Below are 16,428 nucleotides of genomic sequence, written 5' to 3' on the forward strand. Positions count from 1 at the left end.
GCCATGAATGACGGATCCCACCCGCGCCCTGACCTCGCAAGCTCGGCCAGGGAACCCGGCGGGCGTGGGCCCACGCTGCTGGTTGGCGGTACCGGCTTCCTGGGCAGCCAGGTGGCCATCGAGCTGCTGAACCGTGGGAAACAGGTGCGTGCCCTGGTCCGGCCCGGCTCGGATGCGTCCAGCCTGGAAGCCGCCGGTGCCAGCATTGCCCGCGGCGACATGATGGACCCGGACTCACTGGACCGTGCCATGGCCGGTGTGGACGCGGTGGTTACTTCGGCGGCCGGGTACACCAGGCACCGCAAGGGGGACAGCCCGGTGACCGACACAACGGGCAACTCCAACCTCGCCGAGGCAGCCAGCCGCGCCGGCGTCCGGCGGTTCGTCCTCACCAGCATCCTCACCTGCGACCGGGCCCCGGACGTCCCCCACTTCTGGCACAAGAAGCTCATGGAGGACAGGCTCGAGCAGCTTGGCGTGCCGTTCGTGGCCCTGCGGCCCGGAGCGTTCCTGGACCAGGTCACCCGTTTCGGTGGGGACCCCATAGCCAAACGTAAATTCATGTGGATGGGCTCACCCCGGATTCCGCTGACGTTCGTGCTGACCCCCGATCTGGCCGGCTATCTGGCGGAGGCCGTGGACGCTCCGGGGATCGAGGGGCAGCGGATAGATATCGGCTGGGACAGGCCGATCGGCATGCAGGACGTCGCCGACATTGCCGGCTCCATGACCGGCGGGCCCATCAAGGTCCGCTCTGTTCCCATGCCGGTCCTGCTGGCGGCTGGTTCCGTCGTGGGGCGGTTCAACCCCACGGTGAAGGACCTGGCAGCCATGATCTCCTGGTTCCAGAGCGGGCAGTATGTTGCCGATACTAGGCGCCAGCGCGAGGTCTTCGGGCAGCCGCCCACGGCGGAAGACGCGATCCGGAGGTTGATCGGCATCCTCGGCCACCCCGTCCGGAGCTAGCCGGAAACACGGCAGCGGGGCCCCTCCAGCCTATCCCGACGCTTCGGAAATCGGCCAAGGGACCCCGCCTTTGGGTGGATCCTGCTAGCCTGCCGAGATCACGTGACTGAAGTGGTCATAGCGGAAGGTGACCGGGCCGCCGTCGTGCTCAAAGGTAATATTGGCACCCGGCGACTCGCCGCCCGCCCCGTAGCTGACGTCCCAGGAGCGGTTCAGGGCCGCTTTGAACTCGTAACTGCCCGCGGGCAGGTCGGGTACATCCAGGCTCCACACCAGGCCAGCGGGATCGAGCGTGAGCTGCGCTTGGTCGCATGCCGGCTCCCAATCGGCAGCGCAACCCAGCTCGCTGTTCATGCTGCCGGCAGCAGCAACTGACGCCGGCTGCTGGGACGGGTACACCGCGCTGAGCACGTGGGTGCTGTTGTCGTAGCGGAATGTGACCGGACCGCCCGGGTGGTCCAGCACGATGTTGGGACCGTCGAGCTGGCCCCCGTCGCCGAAGTTCTCATCCCAGCTGCCGTTGAGTGCCGCCTTGTACTCGTACCGTCCGGCGGGCAGATCCACCGTCAGGCGCCAGATCCTGTCGGCGGGGTCCAGGGTCATCATGGCCTGCCGGCAGCTGGGCTGCCAGGGTTCGGCGCAGCCCATGACCTGGTTCAGCGAACCGGCAACCGTCACTGAATCAGGCTGCGGAGCCTCGCCCACGGTCACTGTCCGCACATCGCTGGAAACGGTGAAACCGGGACCGGCCATCGACGCGCGGTACTTCACCTCCGTGCCGTCAGCCAGCTTCGACACGTCATCTGTTGCCGAATACACCGGCGAAGAATCGTCGGACCCCACAGCAGTCCACCCGCCGCCTGCCACGCTGCGCTCGAAGGACACCACGTGGCTGGCCTTTTCAGGGTCGGCGGTGGCGCTGAGCTCCACCGCACCCTGGACGCCGCTGCCCTCTTCGGGCTTCTGCAGGGTCAGGACCGGCACCGGGACGCCAGCCGTTGCCGTCCGGCTGGTGGCAGTGTGTCCGCCGTTGTCCAGGACGGTGGCACGGTACTCGATCGAGGTCCCGGCCTTGAGGCCGGCAACGTCGTGGAATACCTGGTAGGGAGCGGTGTCGTCAGTGCCTATGGGCTGCCACCCACCACCTGCCGGCCTCGCTTCGAAGGTGACCTCGTAGAACGAAGAACCGCCGACGTCGGCCGTCACCTTAAGGCGCCCGTTGTCCCCAGGTGCCGCGGCAGGCTCCTGGAGGACGACGGCGGGCGCGGCCTTCGAGTGCGGGACGCGGCCTGAGGACTGGTACACGACGGCGGACAGCGGGGGGACCGTGACGGCCAGCTTGCCGTCTGCCGAAGTCTTCGCCTCTGCTGCTGCATCGCCGTAGATGCGGGTGTAGTTGCGCTTGGCGATGTATGTGGGGACCTCCGCCGTCTGTGCCTGCTCACTGTTGTTCAACGCCACCACGTACTCCCGCTGATCCTTGGCGTCCGTGCGGGAGAAGGCGTAGATTCCCGCGCCCTCGGAGGCGTAGCGGTGCTGGTGCGCGCCGTCGCGGAGGGCGGGGTGCTCCTTGGTCAGCTGCGCGAGCTCGCTGATCCTGGCGTACAGCGGGTGGCCGGTGTTGAAGTTGTCCGTGGCGTGGGTGGCGTCGGTTCCCAGCAGGTCGTCGTCGAGGTATTCCGGCACCTGGCTGGCGAACAGGGTCTGCCGGGCGTCCTGGTCTCCGCCGGGTCCGGTGAACCCCTGCTCGTCCCCGTAGTAGACAACGGGGTTGCCACGGGAGAAATACATCAGCTCGTGGGCAAGACGGTCGCGGGCCACCTGCTCGGCGTCCGTTGATCCCGGGTTGTCGGCGGCGATGAAGCTGCCGATGCGGCCCATGTCGTGGTTGCCCAGGAAGGTGGGCAGTTGGTAGACGTTGGAGTCCGCGTCCGTGTACCAGTCATCCCCGGCGAAGAAGGTTTCCAGGCTGCGGGTGTCCTGGCTCTTGGAGGCAAAGTTGCGGGCGGCGTCCTGGAACGGAAAGTCCAGCACCGCCTGCATTTGGTTCCGCGTGGTGAACTGCGAGGTGAAGCTCTTGGTGGTGTCGAAGACTTCGCCGAACATGAAGAATTCGTCCTTGCCCTGTTCTTTCGCGTAACTGAGGACCTCCGGGCCGAATTCCTGCCAGAATTCGTTGTTGACGTGCTTCATGGTGTCGATCCGGAAACCGTCCACGCCGAAGTCGCCGATCCAGGTCTTGTAGATGTCCTTCATGCCCTCCACTACGGCGGGGTGCTCGGTGAAGAGGTCGTCCAGGCCGAAGAAGTCGCCGTAGTAGGAGTCCTCGCCCACGAACGTGGTATCACCGCGGTTGTGGTACAGGGCGGGGTCATTCAGCCAGTGGGGGACTTTCAGGTTCTTTTCGTTCTCGTCAAGGACCGGCACGTAGGGGAAGGAGGTTGCGGCGTCCAGCTCCGGGAAGTTGCCCGTCCCGGCGTAGTCGCGGTCATCAAACTCCTGTCCCTCTGCCGTTGTGTACGGTACAGCGTCCTTGGACACGTAACCCTTGCGCGCGCCTTGTTCATAGCCGATGACATCTGCGGTGTGGTTGGTGATGATGTCGAAGTACACCTTCATGCCGCGGGCATGGGCCGCATCGATGAGGGCCTTCAGTTCATCGTTCGTGCCCAGGTGGGGATCGATCTGGGTGAAGTCGGTAATCCAGTAGCCGTGGTAACCGGCGGACTTGTCTTCGGGCTGGACTGCCTTGTTCTTGAAACTGGGGGTGAGCCAGATGGAGGTAGTGCCCAGTCCCTGGATGTAGTCGATCTTGTCCAGGAGCCCGGCCAGGTCACCGCCGTTATAGAACCCCTTCTTTGTCGGATCAAAACCGGAAACCATGGGATCGGAGCCGAGCCCGCCCTGGTCGTTGGCGGTGCTGCCGTTGCTGAACCGGTCCGCCATGACGAAGTAGAAATTCTCGTCAGTGACCGGGGCCCGGAGCGAATGGAGAGCGGCTGACGAGCCCGGGTTCTTTGGGCCCTCTTTGTTGCCGGGTGCGGCGTTGGCCGGAAAGACCGCGGCGGACACGGCGATGGCTGCTGCAATCAGTCCTGCTGCCGAGCGGAAGCAGGCAGTATGGACCTCGGATAGGGCATGGGTTTTCGCTGTTTTTGGTGCTGGTTTGTCGGTGCTGGTTGTTCTGGCGCGCGAAAAGGCGCTGCCTGGGGTGCGGAATATCAAGGACTGAGACCTTCCTGGTGTAGCGGCGCTGCTGTACAGGCTTGCTTGCCATTGGCAAAGGTGTGCGGCACGGGTGCCGGTTCACAGGGCAGCATGCCGACCTGTGAACCACGTCACAACTGTAAGCGCTTGCACCCAATAACTCCAGCGTTTAGGCATTGCCTGCCCGGGAGAGGGCCGTGCTTCTGCCGCAGGCGTCAGTCAGCGGGGATAAGAGCGGTGGGCGACGGCGTCCGGACGTCATGGAGCACTGGGCCCGGCAGGCCGGTGGCAGGGTCCAGGGCGAAAGTAGCGACGTTGTCGGAGCGTTCGTGGGCCACGTGGAGCCAGTTATCCCTTACCAGGTGATGCCGCGGCCAGTTTCCGCCGCTCGCCATGTCCTGAATGGGCAGGAGCTCCGTTCCGCCACCGCCGACCTCCAAAGTGCTGATGATGTTGGTACCGCGGACGCCGACATAGGCGTAGCGGCCGTCTCCGCTGAGGCAGATCTCGGCTGCCGAGTCCCCGGACTGGCTGCCGCCGGACGTGGCCGGTCCCCGGAACACCAGTTCAAATGTTCCCGCTTCAGGCCGGACTATGAAGACCTCAACGGAGTACTCCGAAACGACAAAGACGTTGCCACTGGAATGCTGTACCAGGTGGCGGGGGCCGCTACCGAACGGGAGTGCCACCTCATGGTCGGCGACCAGGCCCTTGCCGGGAGTGAAGTTCCAGATGCGGAGAGTGTCGTGGCCAAGATCGGTGGTCATGATGCGGCCGTCCTGGAGCACCAGGCTTGCGTGGGCCCGGCTTTGCCGCGGCTCACCGGGGGACAGGCTGGAGTGTTGGTCCACCGACGGCGGGGCCGCAAACCGGCCGGTCATGCCGCCGTCGGAATCCAGTTCGTAAAGGAGGACTTGGCCGTCGCCCCAGCAGGCGGCGGTAACGAAGCGGCCCTGCGGGTCGACCGCAACATGGCACGTAGCCTCACCAGCGGGCTGCGGCGCGCCGTACGGCGCCAGGCCGGAAACTCCTTCCCGGCGGTAGGCCTGGACCATCTTGCGCTGCTCAGCCACGGCGTAAACGACGGGAAGCATCGGGTGCACTGCAACGAACGACGGCGACTGTGCCTTCACTGCGGTCCCGAGCCACTCCAGGCTGCCGTCCTGGTGCGCACGGAGGGCACCGATGCCCTCGGCCCGGCCACCTCCGTCCGGGGTGTAAGTACCGGTCCAGAGGATGGTGTCGCTAGAGGTCATACCCACATCCTGCCAACAATTTCGCTTCGGCCGCGACCCGGCCTCGGCTAGCATTGGAATTTCGTTCACGGCAGGAGGAGGTGGGTGCGTTCCGATGCCACCTGCTGAATCATCTCCCGTTTCCCTGACATTTCCCCGCGTTGTTTCAGTGCTCCGGCAGGCGGGCAGCGTTTTCGCCGAAGATGAGGCGCGGCTCCTTATGGCAGAGGCTTCCGGCCCCAAGGAACTGGCGCGCAAGGTGGAGCGCCGCTGCCAAGGTATTCCCCTCGAGTATGTCCTGGGCTGGGCTGAATTTGCCGGCCGGCGTATTGAGGTGCGGCCCGGTGTCTTTGTGCCTCGCCGGCGGACCGAACTCCTCGTCAGCGAGGGGAGGGCACTGCTTGCCGCCACTGGTTCCCCGCCGTCCCCCGTGGTGCTCGACCTCTGCTGTGGGTCCGGGGCCGTAGGTGCTGCACTGCTGCATGCCTTTCCAGGGCTGGAACTCCATGCCTCGGATATTGATCCTGCTGCCGTGGAGTGTGCCCGGCGGAACGTGGAGCCATTGGGCGGCCATGTTCACGCGGGCGATCTGTTCGACGCGCTTCCCCTTTCGCTGCGGAGCCGCGTTCAGGTGCTGGCAGTGAATGCCCCATACGTTCCCAGCGACGCCATCAGGACAATGCCGCCGGAGGCGCGGCTGCACGAACCACGCCATTCCCTCGACGGTGGCGCCGACGGGCTCGACGTCCACCGTCGTGTGGCGGCGTCCGCCTTCGAGTGGCTGCGTCCCGGTGGACACCTGCTCATCGAGACAAGTGAGCGGCAGGCGACAGGAACAGCGTCCATCATCGCGGCTGCCGGCTTTGCTGCCAGGACTGTTCGATCGGAAGAGCTCGACGGCACCGTGGTGGTCGGAACTGCCCGGAACCAGTGCCCGGAGACTACCTGGGAGTATCCGCGCTACTCCAAGGGGTGGGGTGGTGGCGGGGGTTTGAAGTAGTGGTTTTGTTTGGGTTTTTGGGTGGGGTCGATGTGGGGTGGGGGGATGAAGGTTGGGGTGCCGTTGCCGGTGGTGATGGTCCATTGTTCTTTGTGGATGAGGTGGTGGTGGTGGCTGCAGAGCAGGACGCCGTTGTTGGTGCTGGTGTGGCCGCCGTGTGACCAGTAGGTGATGTGGTGGGCTTCGCACCAGGGTGCGGGGGCGGTGCAGTTGGGGAAGGCGCAGCCTTGGTCGCGTGCGGTGAGGGCGAGGCGTTGGGCGGGGGTAAAGAGCCGGGTTTTGCGGCCGAGGTCGAGGATTTCGCCGTGGGTGCCCAGGAGGGCGGGGATGATGTCGGCGTCGCAGGCGGTTTTGCGCAGGGTGGCTGTGGCGACGGGGCCGGTGAATGCGAAGGTCCCGGTTCCCCGGTGGCTGGTCACCCCGTTGGGGGGTGCAGGGGTGCCGGTGCCTGTGGCTGGTGTCCGGGTGGGGAAGAGGTCCTGGTAGTTGATGGTGGCGATGATTTGGGGGCGGTTGCCGCCGGTGGTGGGCAGGTGGTTGGTGCTCAGGCCTGCTTTGACGGCGGAGACGAGCCCGTCGAGTTGTTGTTGGGGCCGGGTGCGCTGGTCCAGGCTCACACCCACGTCCCGGTCCACGTCCACTCTAGGGTCAGGGGCCGGGCCGGTGGTGTCCGGGTTGGTGGCTTTGGTGTTGGTGCTGCCGCTGGTGTTGGGGCTGGTGGTGCGGGGCTTCGTGGTGCGGGGGTTGGTGGCGGTGTTCATAACGGTGGCCAGGTATTCGTATTGGTCGGTGGTGGCGAAGATTTCGAGGTGGTGCAGGCCGTGGCGGGGTTTGCGGATGAACGCGCCTTGGGTGTGGCGGAGGGCTTCTTCGCTGGGTTCGGTGCCGTCGGGGTCGATGGTGCCGGCCCAGCGGTGGGCCAGGCGGGTGAGGAAGTCGGGGTCTGCGGTCCGGGCGGTGGTGGTGAGGTGGTGTTCGATGTGTTCGAGGGTTTCGGCGGCGGTGTGGTGCTGGAGCCGGTCCAGGGTGGCGGTGATGATGGTGGCGGAGTGGGAGGACACCGCCGGGGCAGCGATGCCACCGCTGGTGGTGGCGTCTGCGGGTTTGCCGGTTGTAGTGCCGATGGGGGCCAGTGCGGCGGCGAGGTGCCGGCGTGGGGGCGGGAGGGGGTCGCCGGTGAGGGTGGTGCCGGGCAGGACCTGGTGGGCGAGGGCGAGGCGGCGGCGGGCTTCGCGGACCGGGATCCGGAGCCGGAGCCTGAGGAACTCGGCGGTGTTCCGGCACCCGTCATCGGCCGGGGACGTCACCACCGGCCGAGCAGGCTCCGCGGTGGGTGTGGGTTGGCTGGTGCAGGGCCAGTTGGCATCGGTTTCATTCAGGGTCTCTACCCCGTCGGCGTCCCAGCCGCTGACCCAGCCCCGGCCCGGCCTGGCCATCCTTGCCGTACTGGCCGTTCTCGCGGCGGCGATCGCCTGCGTGCGGGTCCGGTCCACGGCCCCGGCGGCCAGGACCTGCAGGGACTCCACGGACCGGGCCAGTTCCTCGACCTCGGCGGCGAAACCAGCCGCCTCGACATAATCGGACGACGCCAGCAACTGTGGAGCCGCTGCGGCTGCGGCGGCGAGCAACGAACCTATGTCTGCAAGGCCTAGCGACGTTCCTGGCACAGGTGACGGCATGCTGATCGGGACAATAGTGGGACCTGCGTAAAGGCGGCGCGGCCGCCCGCGCCGCGTACCGCCGTCGTACTCATCATGCATAGAGCCACGACCACGAGGAAGCCGCGGCATACCCGCAGAACCGCCGACCTCCCCAAGCTGCTCCCCAATGGCTTCCATAAGACAACCCTGCCAAAGACCACCGACAAAACAGCCAGCCAAAAACCCTATGTGGAAAACCTGCGAATGCTCTTGCGGGCAAATCTTGCCTTTTTCTTGAGCGGGCATTCCAAAGACTGTCCCTAGGGTTGGCGTAGCCATTCAGGCAGATGGACTTCCGCAGCTACGTCAGGGGGAACGATGGTTGACGCACAGCGCCGCAGGGCTGCCAGCCCGGGTAAGAAAGAACTGACAAGGCCGAAAGGCTCGGATCCAAGCAGTGGCGGATCAGGGGATCGTGAAAGCCCTTCAGGCCAGGATCAACCGCCGCGAAGAGTGCCGGGCCTCAATGGCTACGATCCGAACCTGTGGCCCGACGTCTGCAGGTAGCCATCAGGGAGGGCACCCGTAACGCGGCGCATGCGACCGCCGCTAAAAGTCGCCCTTAAAAGCTGCCGGCCGCCGCGTCCCCCAAGGATCGCGACGGCCAGCACGGCGATTCAGTTGTAACACAGGGGAGTCCTAGACTCCGTGTCAAGGAGGCTTTCCGCGTCATGAACGAACGCGCAGCGCCCTTATCAGGCCTTGGAACCGCCTTCACTGGACGTAGTACCCAGGTTGGTTGTTTCCGGATGCGTGCTGTGCGCGGGGATGTGGTCCTCACCGAGGTCGCCTGCATCGCTTAGGGTTCCGGACGTCCCTGCAGCCCCTGTGCCCGTAGTTCCAAAACTGCCCGGAGTACCACTTGTACCGGTGCCAGAGGTGCCTGCGGACGTGGCGTCCTCGTCTGCCGCCGGTTTGCTGTCACCGGAGGAGCCCGACGTGCCCTCACGATGCATTGCAGAGCCAAGCACGGTCCCGGCCCGGCGTGCCGCCTCGGTCAGCTGGTCTGCGACCTCGGGGGCCTTTTCCTTGATGGCATCCGTGGCCACCGCCACCTTGTCCTGGACAGGCTTGCTGTCCCAGATTCCCGCGGCGCGGGCTTTGAGCTTGTCGTAAGCTGCGCGTCCGGACCGGGATCCCAGCACGTACCCGGTGGCAATTCCAATACCCAAAAGAAGCTTGTTTTTCACGATGAACTCCTGCTCCGTGAGAAGGTTTTCAGTTCCGGCCGTTCGGGAGGCCGCGGGCCGGGAATATGAAAACCGGCCCGGGGGATTGTGTCCCCAGGCCGGTTTCCTGGCTTGCGGGCTGCGTTAGCTGCGCACGCCGCGCTTGGTGATCATGCCGTACACCAGCAGCACGATGAGAGCGCCGCCGATGGCCAGCAGCCACGTCTGCAGCGAGAAGAATTCCTCCAGTCCGCGGTTGAAAATCATTCCGCCGATCCAGCCGCCGAGGAGGGCCCCAACAACGCCGAGGACGAGGGTGATGAGCCAGCCGCCACCCTGCTTGCCCGGGAGAATCGCCTTAGCGATCGCACCGGCAATAAGTCCGAGAATCAGAAATGCAATAAATCCCATTTTTCGTTCCTCTTCCTAAGTAAAGGAGGCCTCCGGATCCCGGAAGCACTTCATCCTTCTGACTCAATAGTAATCATGCTTACTATCTCTTTGCCAACCCCAGGGAAGAGAAAAAGTGCATTTCAGGGCGGTTTCAGTGCCCCGTGACGTCCGAATCATTGCCGGCTCCCGGACCCTCGTCCAAGATGGCCAGTTCCGCCAGATCCTGCGGATCCAGGGCGAAATCGAAGATGTCCAGGTTCTCCCTCAGCCGGTCCGGATTGGCTGTTTTTGGAATTGTTACAAGTCCGTGCTGAACATGCCACCGGAGGACCAGTTGGCCGGGCGTTTTGCCATGCTTTTCAGCCAACTGGGACAGGATGGGTGCGTCCAGCAGGCCCGCTCCAGACCCGCCCAGCGGACTGTAGGACACGGTGACAATTCCGTGCTTCTCGTGGAACTCCCGCTCCGCCGTCCGGGTCACCGCCGGCGTCAGCTGGATCTGGTTGACGGCAGGAACCACGTCGGTTTCCGCCATCAACCGTTCCAAATGCGCAGGCTTGAAGTTGGATACTCCAATGGAGCGTACCTTTCCCTCCGCCTGGAGCCGCTCGAACGTCCTCCACGTGGAGATGTACTCATCCCGGGCAGGCAGCGGCCAGTGGATCAGCAGGAGGTCCACGTAATCCAGCCCCATCCGCTTCAGCGAACCCTCCAGCCCTTCTACCGCCCTGTCGTTGCCTTGGAACTGGCCGTCAAGCTTGGTGGTGATGAAGAGCTCGCTGCGCTCCGCGCCGCTGGCCCGGATGCCGTTCCCCACTCCTTGCTCGTTGCCATACTTCGCGGCCGTATCGATGTGCCGGTATCCGGCTTCCACGGCCTGTACGACGGCGGCAGCCGCCTGGTCGTCGTCCAATGGCCAGGTGCCAAGACCGACCTGCGGGATGGAGTAGCCGTCATTGAGTTTGATCAGCGGTGCAAGTGTCATGTGAACAGTCTCTCCCGTTCTGAGCCGTCCCAGCCCTAAAAAGCCCGGAGAATGTTCTCAGCGTTGTAGTTGAGCACGGCCCTGGCGGTGTCCGAAACCTTGTCCGGGCTTTTCTGCTGCGCCAGGAAGTCAACGAAGCGCTCCAGGGTCCGGGCCGCCCTGGTCACGTCCCCGTCCTCCACGGCCTTCGCTGCCTGCTGGACGTTCGCCGTGAGCTGGCTGGCCACCGGACCGGCCACATCCTTTGACTCCGTCAGGTCCTCCAGCACATGCTGCAGCGCCTTCACGCTGCCCGGAAGCCAGGCTGCGCGCAGCGGCACGTTGCCAAAGTCCATGTCCGAAGCAAAGTAGAAGTCGGTGTAGGAGGGCTGGTTGTAGGCGGTGTTCTGCCGGGCAACCTCTGCGCGGTACTGCGGATCGTGCATCAGTGTGTACAGCTTGTGGCCGGTCACCTCCGTGCTCATGTACATCCGCAGGGCGGAGCTGTCCGCGGTCCGGACCAGCATCTCCTCGCGCCAGTCGCCCACCACGTCCGCCACCAGGCTTGGTGTTCCCTTGGTGCCGTTGTTGGTGCGCGTGCCCTCCGCGCTCAGCAGCCGGCCGCGCTTCCAGTCATCAATGGTGGGGGTCTGGTCGCCCGAGCCGTTGATGATCTGGGTGGTCATGTCAGCGGCCCACTTGATGCTCATGTTGGTGCCGGGGGTTGCGGTGGAGAGCTTGTTGCCGTTCGCTGACTGCATGCCGATGGCCCAGTTCTCGATGCCGGGCACAGAAGGATCGACGTCGCCGATCATGCCCCGGCCGGTGTCCTTGCCCGAGTAGGCGCCGAACAGCACCTCACCGTTGGCGGCGTCCCGCATGGCGTAGCCATAGGGCGCGTAGGTGCCGCCCTCGTGCACGGTGAACATCTCCTTGCCGGGCCGGTTGGGGTCGATGTCCGTCACGTGCATGGCGTCGCCGTGACCTAGCCGCGCCTCTTCGCCGGGTACCGCACTGCCGTCAGGCAGGGTGTCGAAGGAGCTGTACAGGACGGAGCCATCGTCGTCGATGGTTGCGGACCCGTAGACAACCTCCTGCTTGCCGTCGCCGTCCACGTCCGAGGCGCTCAGGGAGTGGAAGCCCTGCGTGGTGAGTTTGCCGAATGCGGGGTCGGTGCCGTCGCGGCCGTGCGGCGAGTCGTTGAACGGGTTTGTCATGGGTGTCCAGCCCGAGTCGATGTTCCATACCGGGGAGAGGTTGGTACCGTCCCAGGTGTAGGTGGCCAGGGTGGTTCGGGTGTAGTAGCCGCGGGCGAACACCGCGGCCGGCTTCTTGCCGTCCAGGTAGGCGACGCCGGCCAGGAATCGGTCCACGCGGTTGCCCGGTTCGATGCGGGCCATGGCGTAGTCGCCCCACATCAGGCCGTCGTCATGCCGGCCCGGCTCGTAGGCGACCGTCTTCAGCTCTTTGCCGGTGGCGCCTTCAAAGACGGTGAGGTATTCCGGGCCGGACACGATGAAGCCCTCGAAGGCCCGCAGGTTGTTCCGCGCGCTGCGGGAGGGGGCGTAGACGTCCATGAAGTAGTCCGCGAGCGCCTTGGCGTCGGACTGGGACAGCGGGTACTGGTACTTCGGCGTGATGCCGAAGGCTTCCTCCAGGGTGGCGGGCCAGTTGCCGGCCTTCACCTCCGGATGTTCGGTCCAGCCCTGGAACATCTCCACCACGTGCTGGTAGTAATCGGCGGCGCTCATCCGGTAGTCGTCCGTGTTGGCGTAACCGCCGTCGATATCCGCCTGCAGGATGGTGATGAACTGTTGTGAGGCGACGCTTCCGTCCGCGTTGTAGTTGGTGCTCCTGGTTCCCGGCGCCGTCTTCATCATCATCTCGGCGCGCCCGTCGCCGTCGAAGTCGTTGACGAGCAGCTGCGTGTAGTGTGCGCCGGAGCGGATGTTGACGCCCAGGTCGATCCGGTGCAGGAGGGCGCCGTTGGCCTTGTAGGTGTCCACGTAGGTGTTGCCCGTGTAGCCCACCTGGGAGACGTCCTTGGAATTGCTGGGGTCCCACTTCACGATGAACTCGTACTCCCCGTCGCCGTCCACGTCGGCCACGGACGCGTCATTCGCGGAGTAGGTGTACGCCTGCCCGGCCGGGGTGACACCGTCGGCCGGCTTCTTCAGCGGGATGTCCTTGAAGTTCCCGCTCCACGGGGTGGCGGCGGCGCTTTGGTCCAGTTCAACGCCGCCGACGACGGCCCTCACCTGATACTTCGACGTTGCGGTTCCGGAGGTGTCGAGGTAGTTGGTGCTGTCCGTGACGGTAGCCAGCTTCTGGCCGTCCCGGTACACGTTGAAGTTTGCGCCGGTGAGGCCCGTGGCTGAGGATCCGGTGGCCTCGTGGCCCAGCAGCCGCCAGCTGAGGAAGACACCCTCAGACGTGCCGGCGGCCACGAGGCCGCGGTCCAGGTGGTCCAGCTGGACGGCGGGATTGCCGGGCTTGGGGGCGGGGCCGACGGCGGTGGCGGGCGCGGCGAGGCAGCCCAGGGCAAGTGCGGCGCCCAGGGCGCTCACGGACAGGAGGCGCAGGCTGGTCCTGGTGGGATTCATCGATGAATCCTTTCAATTTCGAGACGGGAAAACGCTTCCCCAGTAAGTTAGGGCAGGGGGAGGGTGCAAAGCAAGGCTTGTAATCGCGCCTGAAGCGCGGTATTTAGAACGTTGTAGAAAAGGGCCGGAAGCGCCCTCACCGGATGTTTGCGAGGGGCGCGGTGGGTGTGTGGCGATCCCGGGATTATGCGCCGCTGCGCGCCCAGGCCGTCAGCTTGTCGGTGAGCTCCATGTGGTTCTGGTCCACCACTTGCAGTTCCGGGTTGGCGTCATACCACTGCACGATTTCCCGGGCACCGTCGGCGAAGGGGATGGTTGCGGTGTAGTCGGGGACGAGCGCTTTGATCTTGGTGTTGTCGAAAACCACGGAGTGGGAGCGGTCGCCCAGCAGGTTGGCTCCGAGTTCTGGACTGTGGGCGGCGATGGTCTCGGACGCCACGTGGACCAGTTCCGGCTCCGCCACGCCCGCAGCCCTGGCAAAGAGCCGGTAGATCTGGTTCCACGGCAGGTACTCGTCGGACGTAATGGTGTAGCTCTCGCCCACAGCCTGCGGCCGGCCGAGCAGGCCAACAAAGGCCTTGGCGAAGTCCCGGCTGTGTGTCAGGGTCCACAGCGAGGTGCCGTCGCCGTGCACCATGACGGGCAGCCCGGCGCGCATCCGGTGGATGTCCGTCCAACTGCCCACCATTGCGATCTTGGTTCGGTCGTAGGTGTGGGACGGGCGGACTACCGTCACGGGAAAATCGTCCTCACGATAGGCGCTGAACAGCAGGTCCTCGCACGCGATCTTGTCCCGGGAATACTGCCAGAACGGGTTCTTCAATGGCGTGGATTCAAGGATCGGAAGCCGGGTGGGCGGCTTCTGGTACGCCGAAGCGGAGCTGATGAACACGTACTGCCCGGTCCTGCCCCGGAACAGGTCCATGCTGGTCCGCGCCTGGTCCGGAGTGTAGGCAATAAAGTCCGCAACGGCGTCGAACTCCCGCCCGCCCAGCGCCTCCCGGACGGACTCCTGGTCCCGTACGTCCGCACGCAGGATCTCCACCCCCTCCGGGACCGGCCTGGTTGACCGGCCCCGGTTGAGGATGGTGAGCCGGTGCCCCAGCGCGACGGCGCGTTCCGCTGCCGCCGCGCTGATCACCCCGGTGCCTCCAATGAAAAGGATGCTTCGCGGCCCAACCGTCCCGGCTCCCGGGGGTGGGATCACCATGCGTAGTCTTCCGGGGCCGTCCGGTGTCCCGGGAAGATGTGGTCCAGCCGCTTGAGAGCGTCTGCGCCGAGGGTGACGTCCAGGGCCCTGATGGCGGCGTCCAGCTGCTCCTGCGTCCGGGGACCCACAATCGGCGCCGTGACCGCAGGCTGGTGCAGGAGCCATGCCAGGGCAACGTCGCCGGGCTCGTGCCCAAGCTCATCGGCAAAGTCCTCGTACTGGCGGATCTGGTCTTCATGCTTCTTCAGTGTCTCGGCCGCGCGTCCCTCCGTGCGCCGGACGCCGTCGCGCTCCTTCTTCAGTACTCCGCCCAGGAGTCCGCCCTGGAGGGGCGACCACGGGATGAGCCCCAGTCCGTACTGCTGTGCTGCCGGGATCACCTCCAGTTCCACCTGTCGCATGAACAGGTTGTAGATGGACTGCTCGCTGACCAGGCCGGTGTAGTTCCGCCGCCGGGCGGCCTCCTGCGCCTGGGCGATATGCCAGCCTGCAAAGTTGCTGCTTCCGGAATATAGGATTTTGCCCTGCTGGACTGCCACTTCGATGGCCTGCCAGATCTCGTCCCACGGGGTATTCCGGTCGATGTGGTGGAACTGGTAGACGTCGATGTAGTCCGTTTGAAGCCTCTTGAGGCTTGCGTCCAGGGCGCGGCGGATGTTGAGGGCGGACAGCTTGGACTCGTTGGGCCGGTCCGTCATGGTGCCGTAAAGCTTGGTGGCAAGCACCGTGTGTTCACGGCGCTCGCCGCCCTTGGCGAACCAGCGCCCAATGATCTCCTCGGTCCAGCCGCGGTGCCCGGCGCCGCCGTACACGTTGGCCGTGTCGAAGAAGTTGATGCCGTTCTCATGGGCGGAATCCATGATGCTGTGGGCGTCGGCTTCTTCGGTTTGGGGTCCGAAGTTCATCGTGCCCAGGCAGAGGCGGGAGACCTTGAGGCCGGACCGGCCCAGGTGGGTGTATTCCATGGAATGTCCTTTCGGCGGTAGCGCCGGTGGTTGGTTGGGCTTGCCCTTCGTGGGCTGGCTTGCAGAAACCCCGCTAGAGCTGGGTGAAATTTGCGACGGCGGGATCGGAACCCTGGCGGGCGCCGGACTCGAGGGCGCTGATGGTGGATACCTCGTCGTCGGACAGCGTGAGGGACGAGGCCGCGAAGTTTTCCCGGATACGCCCGGGGTCCACCGATTTGGGGATGACAATGTTGCCGGCGGCCAGATGCCAAGCCAGCACCACTTGGGCGGTGGTGGCGTTGTGGGTGTTGGCGATGGTGGTCACCGCGTCTCCGGTGAGGTCCGCTCCGCGTCCCAGCGGGCTGTAGGCCTCTACCGCGATTCCCAGGTTCCGGCACTTCGTGGCCAGGTCCGCCTGCTGGTAGCTCGGGTGGAGCTCGATCTGGTTGACGGCAGGAAGGATTTCAGCTGACTCGAGCAGGGTGTCCAGGTGCTGGGAGAGGAAGTTGGAGACGCCAATGGCTCGGATCTCGTTGTTCTCGTAGAGCCGCTCCATTTCCTTCCAGGCCTGGACGTACATGCCTTGTGACGGGACCGGCCAGTGAATGAGGTATAGGTCAATGAAGTCCAAGCCCAGCGCCTTGCGGCTGTTCTGGAATGCCTCCTGGGCGCGGCCCTGCTCGCCGTTGCGGAGCTTGGTGGTGATGAAGATGTCCTCGCGCGGAATACCGGTGGCGGCGATGGCGGCACCTACGCCGGCCTCGTTGCGGTAGGCGGCGGCTGTGTCGATATGGCGGTAGCCCGCCTCAAGTGCGTCCTCGACCGTCCGCTGCGTGTCTTCCGGCGGAACCTGGAATACGCCGAAGCCAAACTGGGGGATGGTGACGCCGTTGTTGAGTGTCAGCTCTGACATAGGTGCTCCTTGGGGTGCTGGGAAAGGGTGCCGTTTGCTCGACGTCGAGAAAGCGGTTTCCGCTGCTCTTAACCTGAGCCTATGCAATTTTCGCCGCCACGTCAGCAGGTGAGGATGATCT

General features: G+C 65.1%; 12 protein-coding genes. 2 read left to right on the plus strand and 10 right to left on the minus strand.

Going from position 1 to position 16,428, the window contains the following annotated elements:
• Window positions 1-3 precede the first annotated feature (3 nt).
• Entirely contained in the window at window positions 4-966 is a 963-nt protein-coding gene (locus tag AC5RUU_RS10560) for an SDR family oxidoreductase (protein ID WP_493975154.1), read from the plus strand.
• A gap of 84 nt (window positions 967-1,050) precedes the next feature.
• Here the strand turns inward: AC5RUU_RS10560 and AC5RUU_RS10565 are convergent, their stop codons facing one another.
• Window positions 1,051-4,059, minus strand: coding sequence for an alpha-amylase family glycosyl hydrolase (locus tag AC5RUU_RS10565; protein ID WP_493975219.1), 3,009 nt, complete (start codon window positions 4,057-4,059; stop codon window positions 1,051-1,053).
• A 329-nt stretch (window positions 4,060-4,388) separates the two neighbouring features.
• Window positions 4,389-5,429: a lactonase family protein gene (locus AC5RUU_RS10570; RefSeq protein ID WP_493975155.1), complete on the minus strand. Its 1,041-nt coding sequence runs from the start codon at window positions 5,427-5,429 to the stop codon at window positions 4,389-4,391.
• A gap of 94 nt (window positions 5,430-5,523) precedes the next feature.
• Here AC5RUU_RS10570 and AC5RUU_RS10575 point away from each other — a divergent pair, with 94 nt between their 5' ends.
• On the plus strand, window positions 5,524-6,408 hold the full coding sequence (locus AC5RUU_RS10575; protein ID WP_493975156.1) for a putative protein N(5)-glutamine methyltransferase: 885 nt from the start codon (window positions 5,524-5,526) through the stop codon (window positions 6,406-6,408).
• Here the strand turns inward: AC5RUU_RS10575 and AC5RUU_RS10580 are convergent.
• The 8 genes from AC5RUU_RS10580 to AC5RUU_RS10615 all read right to left on the minus strand — a co-directional run bounded on the left by AC5RUU_RS10580 (window position 6,369) and on the right by AC5RUU_RS10615 (window position 16,307).
• Window positions 6,369-8,246: an HNH endonuclease signature motif containing protein gene (locus tag AC5RUU_RS10580; protein ID WP_493975157.1), complete on the minus strand. Its 1,878-nt coding sequence runs from the start codon at window positions 8,244-8,246 to the stop codon at window positions 6,369-6,371. The two genes, AC5RUU_RS10575 and AC5RUU_RS10580, sit on opposite strands and share 40 nt — an antisense overlap.
• Before the next feature lie 557 nt (window positions 8,247-8,803).
• The gene (locus AC5RUU_RS10585) at window positions 8,804-9,298 is read right to left on the minus strand and encodes a hypothetical protein (protein ID WP_493975158.1); all 495 of its coding nucleotides are present in this window, start codon (window positions 9,296-9,298) and stop codon (window positions 8,804-8,806) included.
• 123 nt (window positions 9,299-9,421) lie between these two features.
• The gene (locus tag AC5RUU_RS10590) at window positions 9,422-9,688 is read right to left on the minus strand and encodes a GlsB/YeaQ/YmgE family stress response membrane protein (RefSeq protein WP_493975159.1); all 267 of its coding nucleotides are present in this window, start codon (window positions 9,686-9,688) and stop codon (window positions 9,422-9,424) included.
• A gap of 133 nt (window positions 9,689-9,821) precedes the next feature.
• Window positions 9,822-10,655 carry an aldo/keto reductase gene (locus tag AC5RUU_RS10595; RefSeq protein ID WP_493975160.1) on the minus strand — a complete coding sequence of 278 codons (834 nt, stop codon included), beginning with the start codon at window positions 10,653-10,655 and terminating at the stop codon, window positions 9,822-9,824.
• 35 nt (window positions 10,656-10,690) lie between these two features.
• Window positions 10,691-13,237 carry a rhamnogalacturonan lyase gene (locus tag AC5RUU_RS10600; RefSeq protein ID WP_493975161.1) on the minus strand — a complete coding sequence of 849 codons (2,547 nt, stop codon included), beginning with the start codon at window positions 13,235-13,237 and terminating at the stop codon, window positions 10,691-10,693.
• A gap of 184 nt (window positions 13,238-13,421) precedes the next feature.
• Window positions 13,422-14,447, minus strand: coding sequence for an SDR family oxidoreductase (locus AC5RUU_RS10605; protein ID WP_493975162.1), 1,026 nt, complete (start codon window positions 14,445-14,447; stop codon window positions 13,422-13,424).
• Entirely contained in the window at window positions 14,441-15,412 is a 972-nt protein-coding gene (locus tag AC5RUU_RS10610; protein ID WP_493975163.1) for an aldo/keto reductase, read from the minus strand. The genes AC5RUU_RS10605 and AC5RUU_RS10610 overlap by 7 nt, the downstream gene beginning before the upstream one ends.
• Before the next feature lie 73 nt (window positions 15,413-15,485).
• Window positions 15,486-16,307, minus strand: coding sequence for an aldo/keto reductase (locus AC5RUU_RS10615; RefSeq protein ID WP_493975164.1), 822 nt, complete (start codon window positions 16,305-16,307; stop codon window positions 15,486-15,488).
• Window positions 16,308-16,428: the final 121 nt, after the last annotated feature.

It is taken from the genome of Arthrobacter sp. K4-10C (genome assembly GCF_059090085.1).

Excerpts from the sequence above, each read along its gene's own strand:
- AC5RUU_RS10575 (WP_493975156.1), top strand. The coding sequence starts at position 5,524 with ATGCCACCTGCTGAATCATCTCCCGTTTCCCTGACATTTCCCCGCGTT.
- AC5RUU_RS10570 (WP_493975155.1), bottom strand. The coding sequence starts at position 5,429 with ATGACCTCTAGCGACACCATCCTCTGGACCGGTACTTACACCCCGGAC.
- AC5RUU_RS10590 (WP_493975159.1), bottom strand. The coding sequence starts at position 9,688 with ATGGGATTTATTGCATTTCTGATTCTCGGACTTATTGCCGGTGCGATC.
- AC5RUU_RS10605 (WP_493975162.1), bottom strand. The coding sequence starts at position 14,447 with ATGGTGATCCCACCCCCGGGAGCCGGGACGGTTGGGCCGCGAAGCATC.
- AC5RUU_RS10610 (WP_493975163.1), bottom strand. The coding sequence starts at position 15,412 with ATGGAATACACCCACCTGGGCCGGTCCGGCCTCAAGGTCTCCCGCCTC.
- AC5RUU_RS10595 (WP_493975160.1), bottom strand. The coding sequence starts at position 10,655 with ATGACACTTGCACCGCTGATCAAACTCAATGACGGCTACTCCATCCCG.
- AC5RUU_RS10615 (WP_493975164.1), bottom strand. The coding sequence starts at position 16,307 with ATGTCAGAGCTGACACTCAACAACGGCGTCACCATCCCCCAGTTTGGC.
- AC5RUU_RS10600 (WP_493975161.1), bottom strand. The coding sequence starts at position 13,237 with ATGAATCCCACCAGGACCAGCCTGCGCCTCCTGTCCGTGAGCGCCCTG.
- AC5RUU_RS10560 (WP_493975154.1), top strand. The coding sequence starts at position 4 with ATGAATGACGGATCCCACCCGCGCCCTGACCTCGCAAGCTCGGCCAGG.
- AC5RUU_RS10580 (WP_493975157.1), bottom strand. The coding sequence starts at position 8,246 with ATGGAAGCCATTGGGGAGCAGCTTGGGGAGGTCGGCGGTTCTGCGGGT.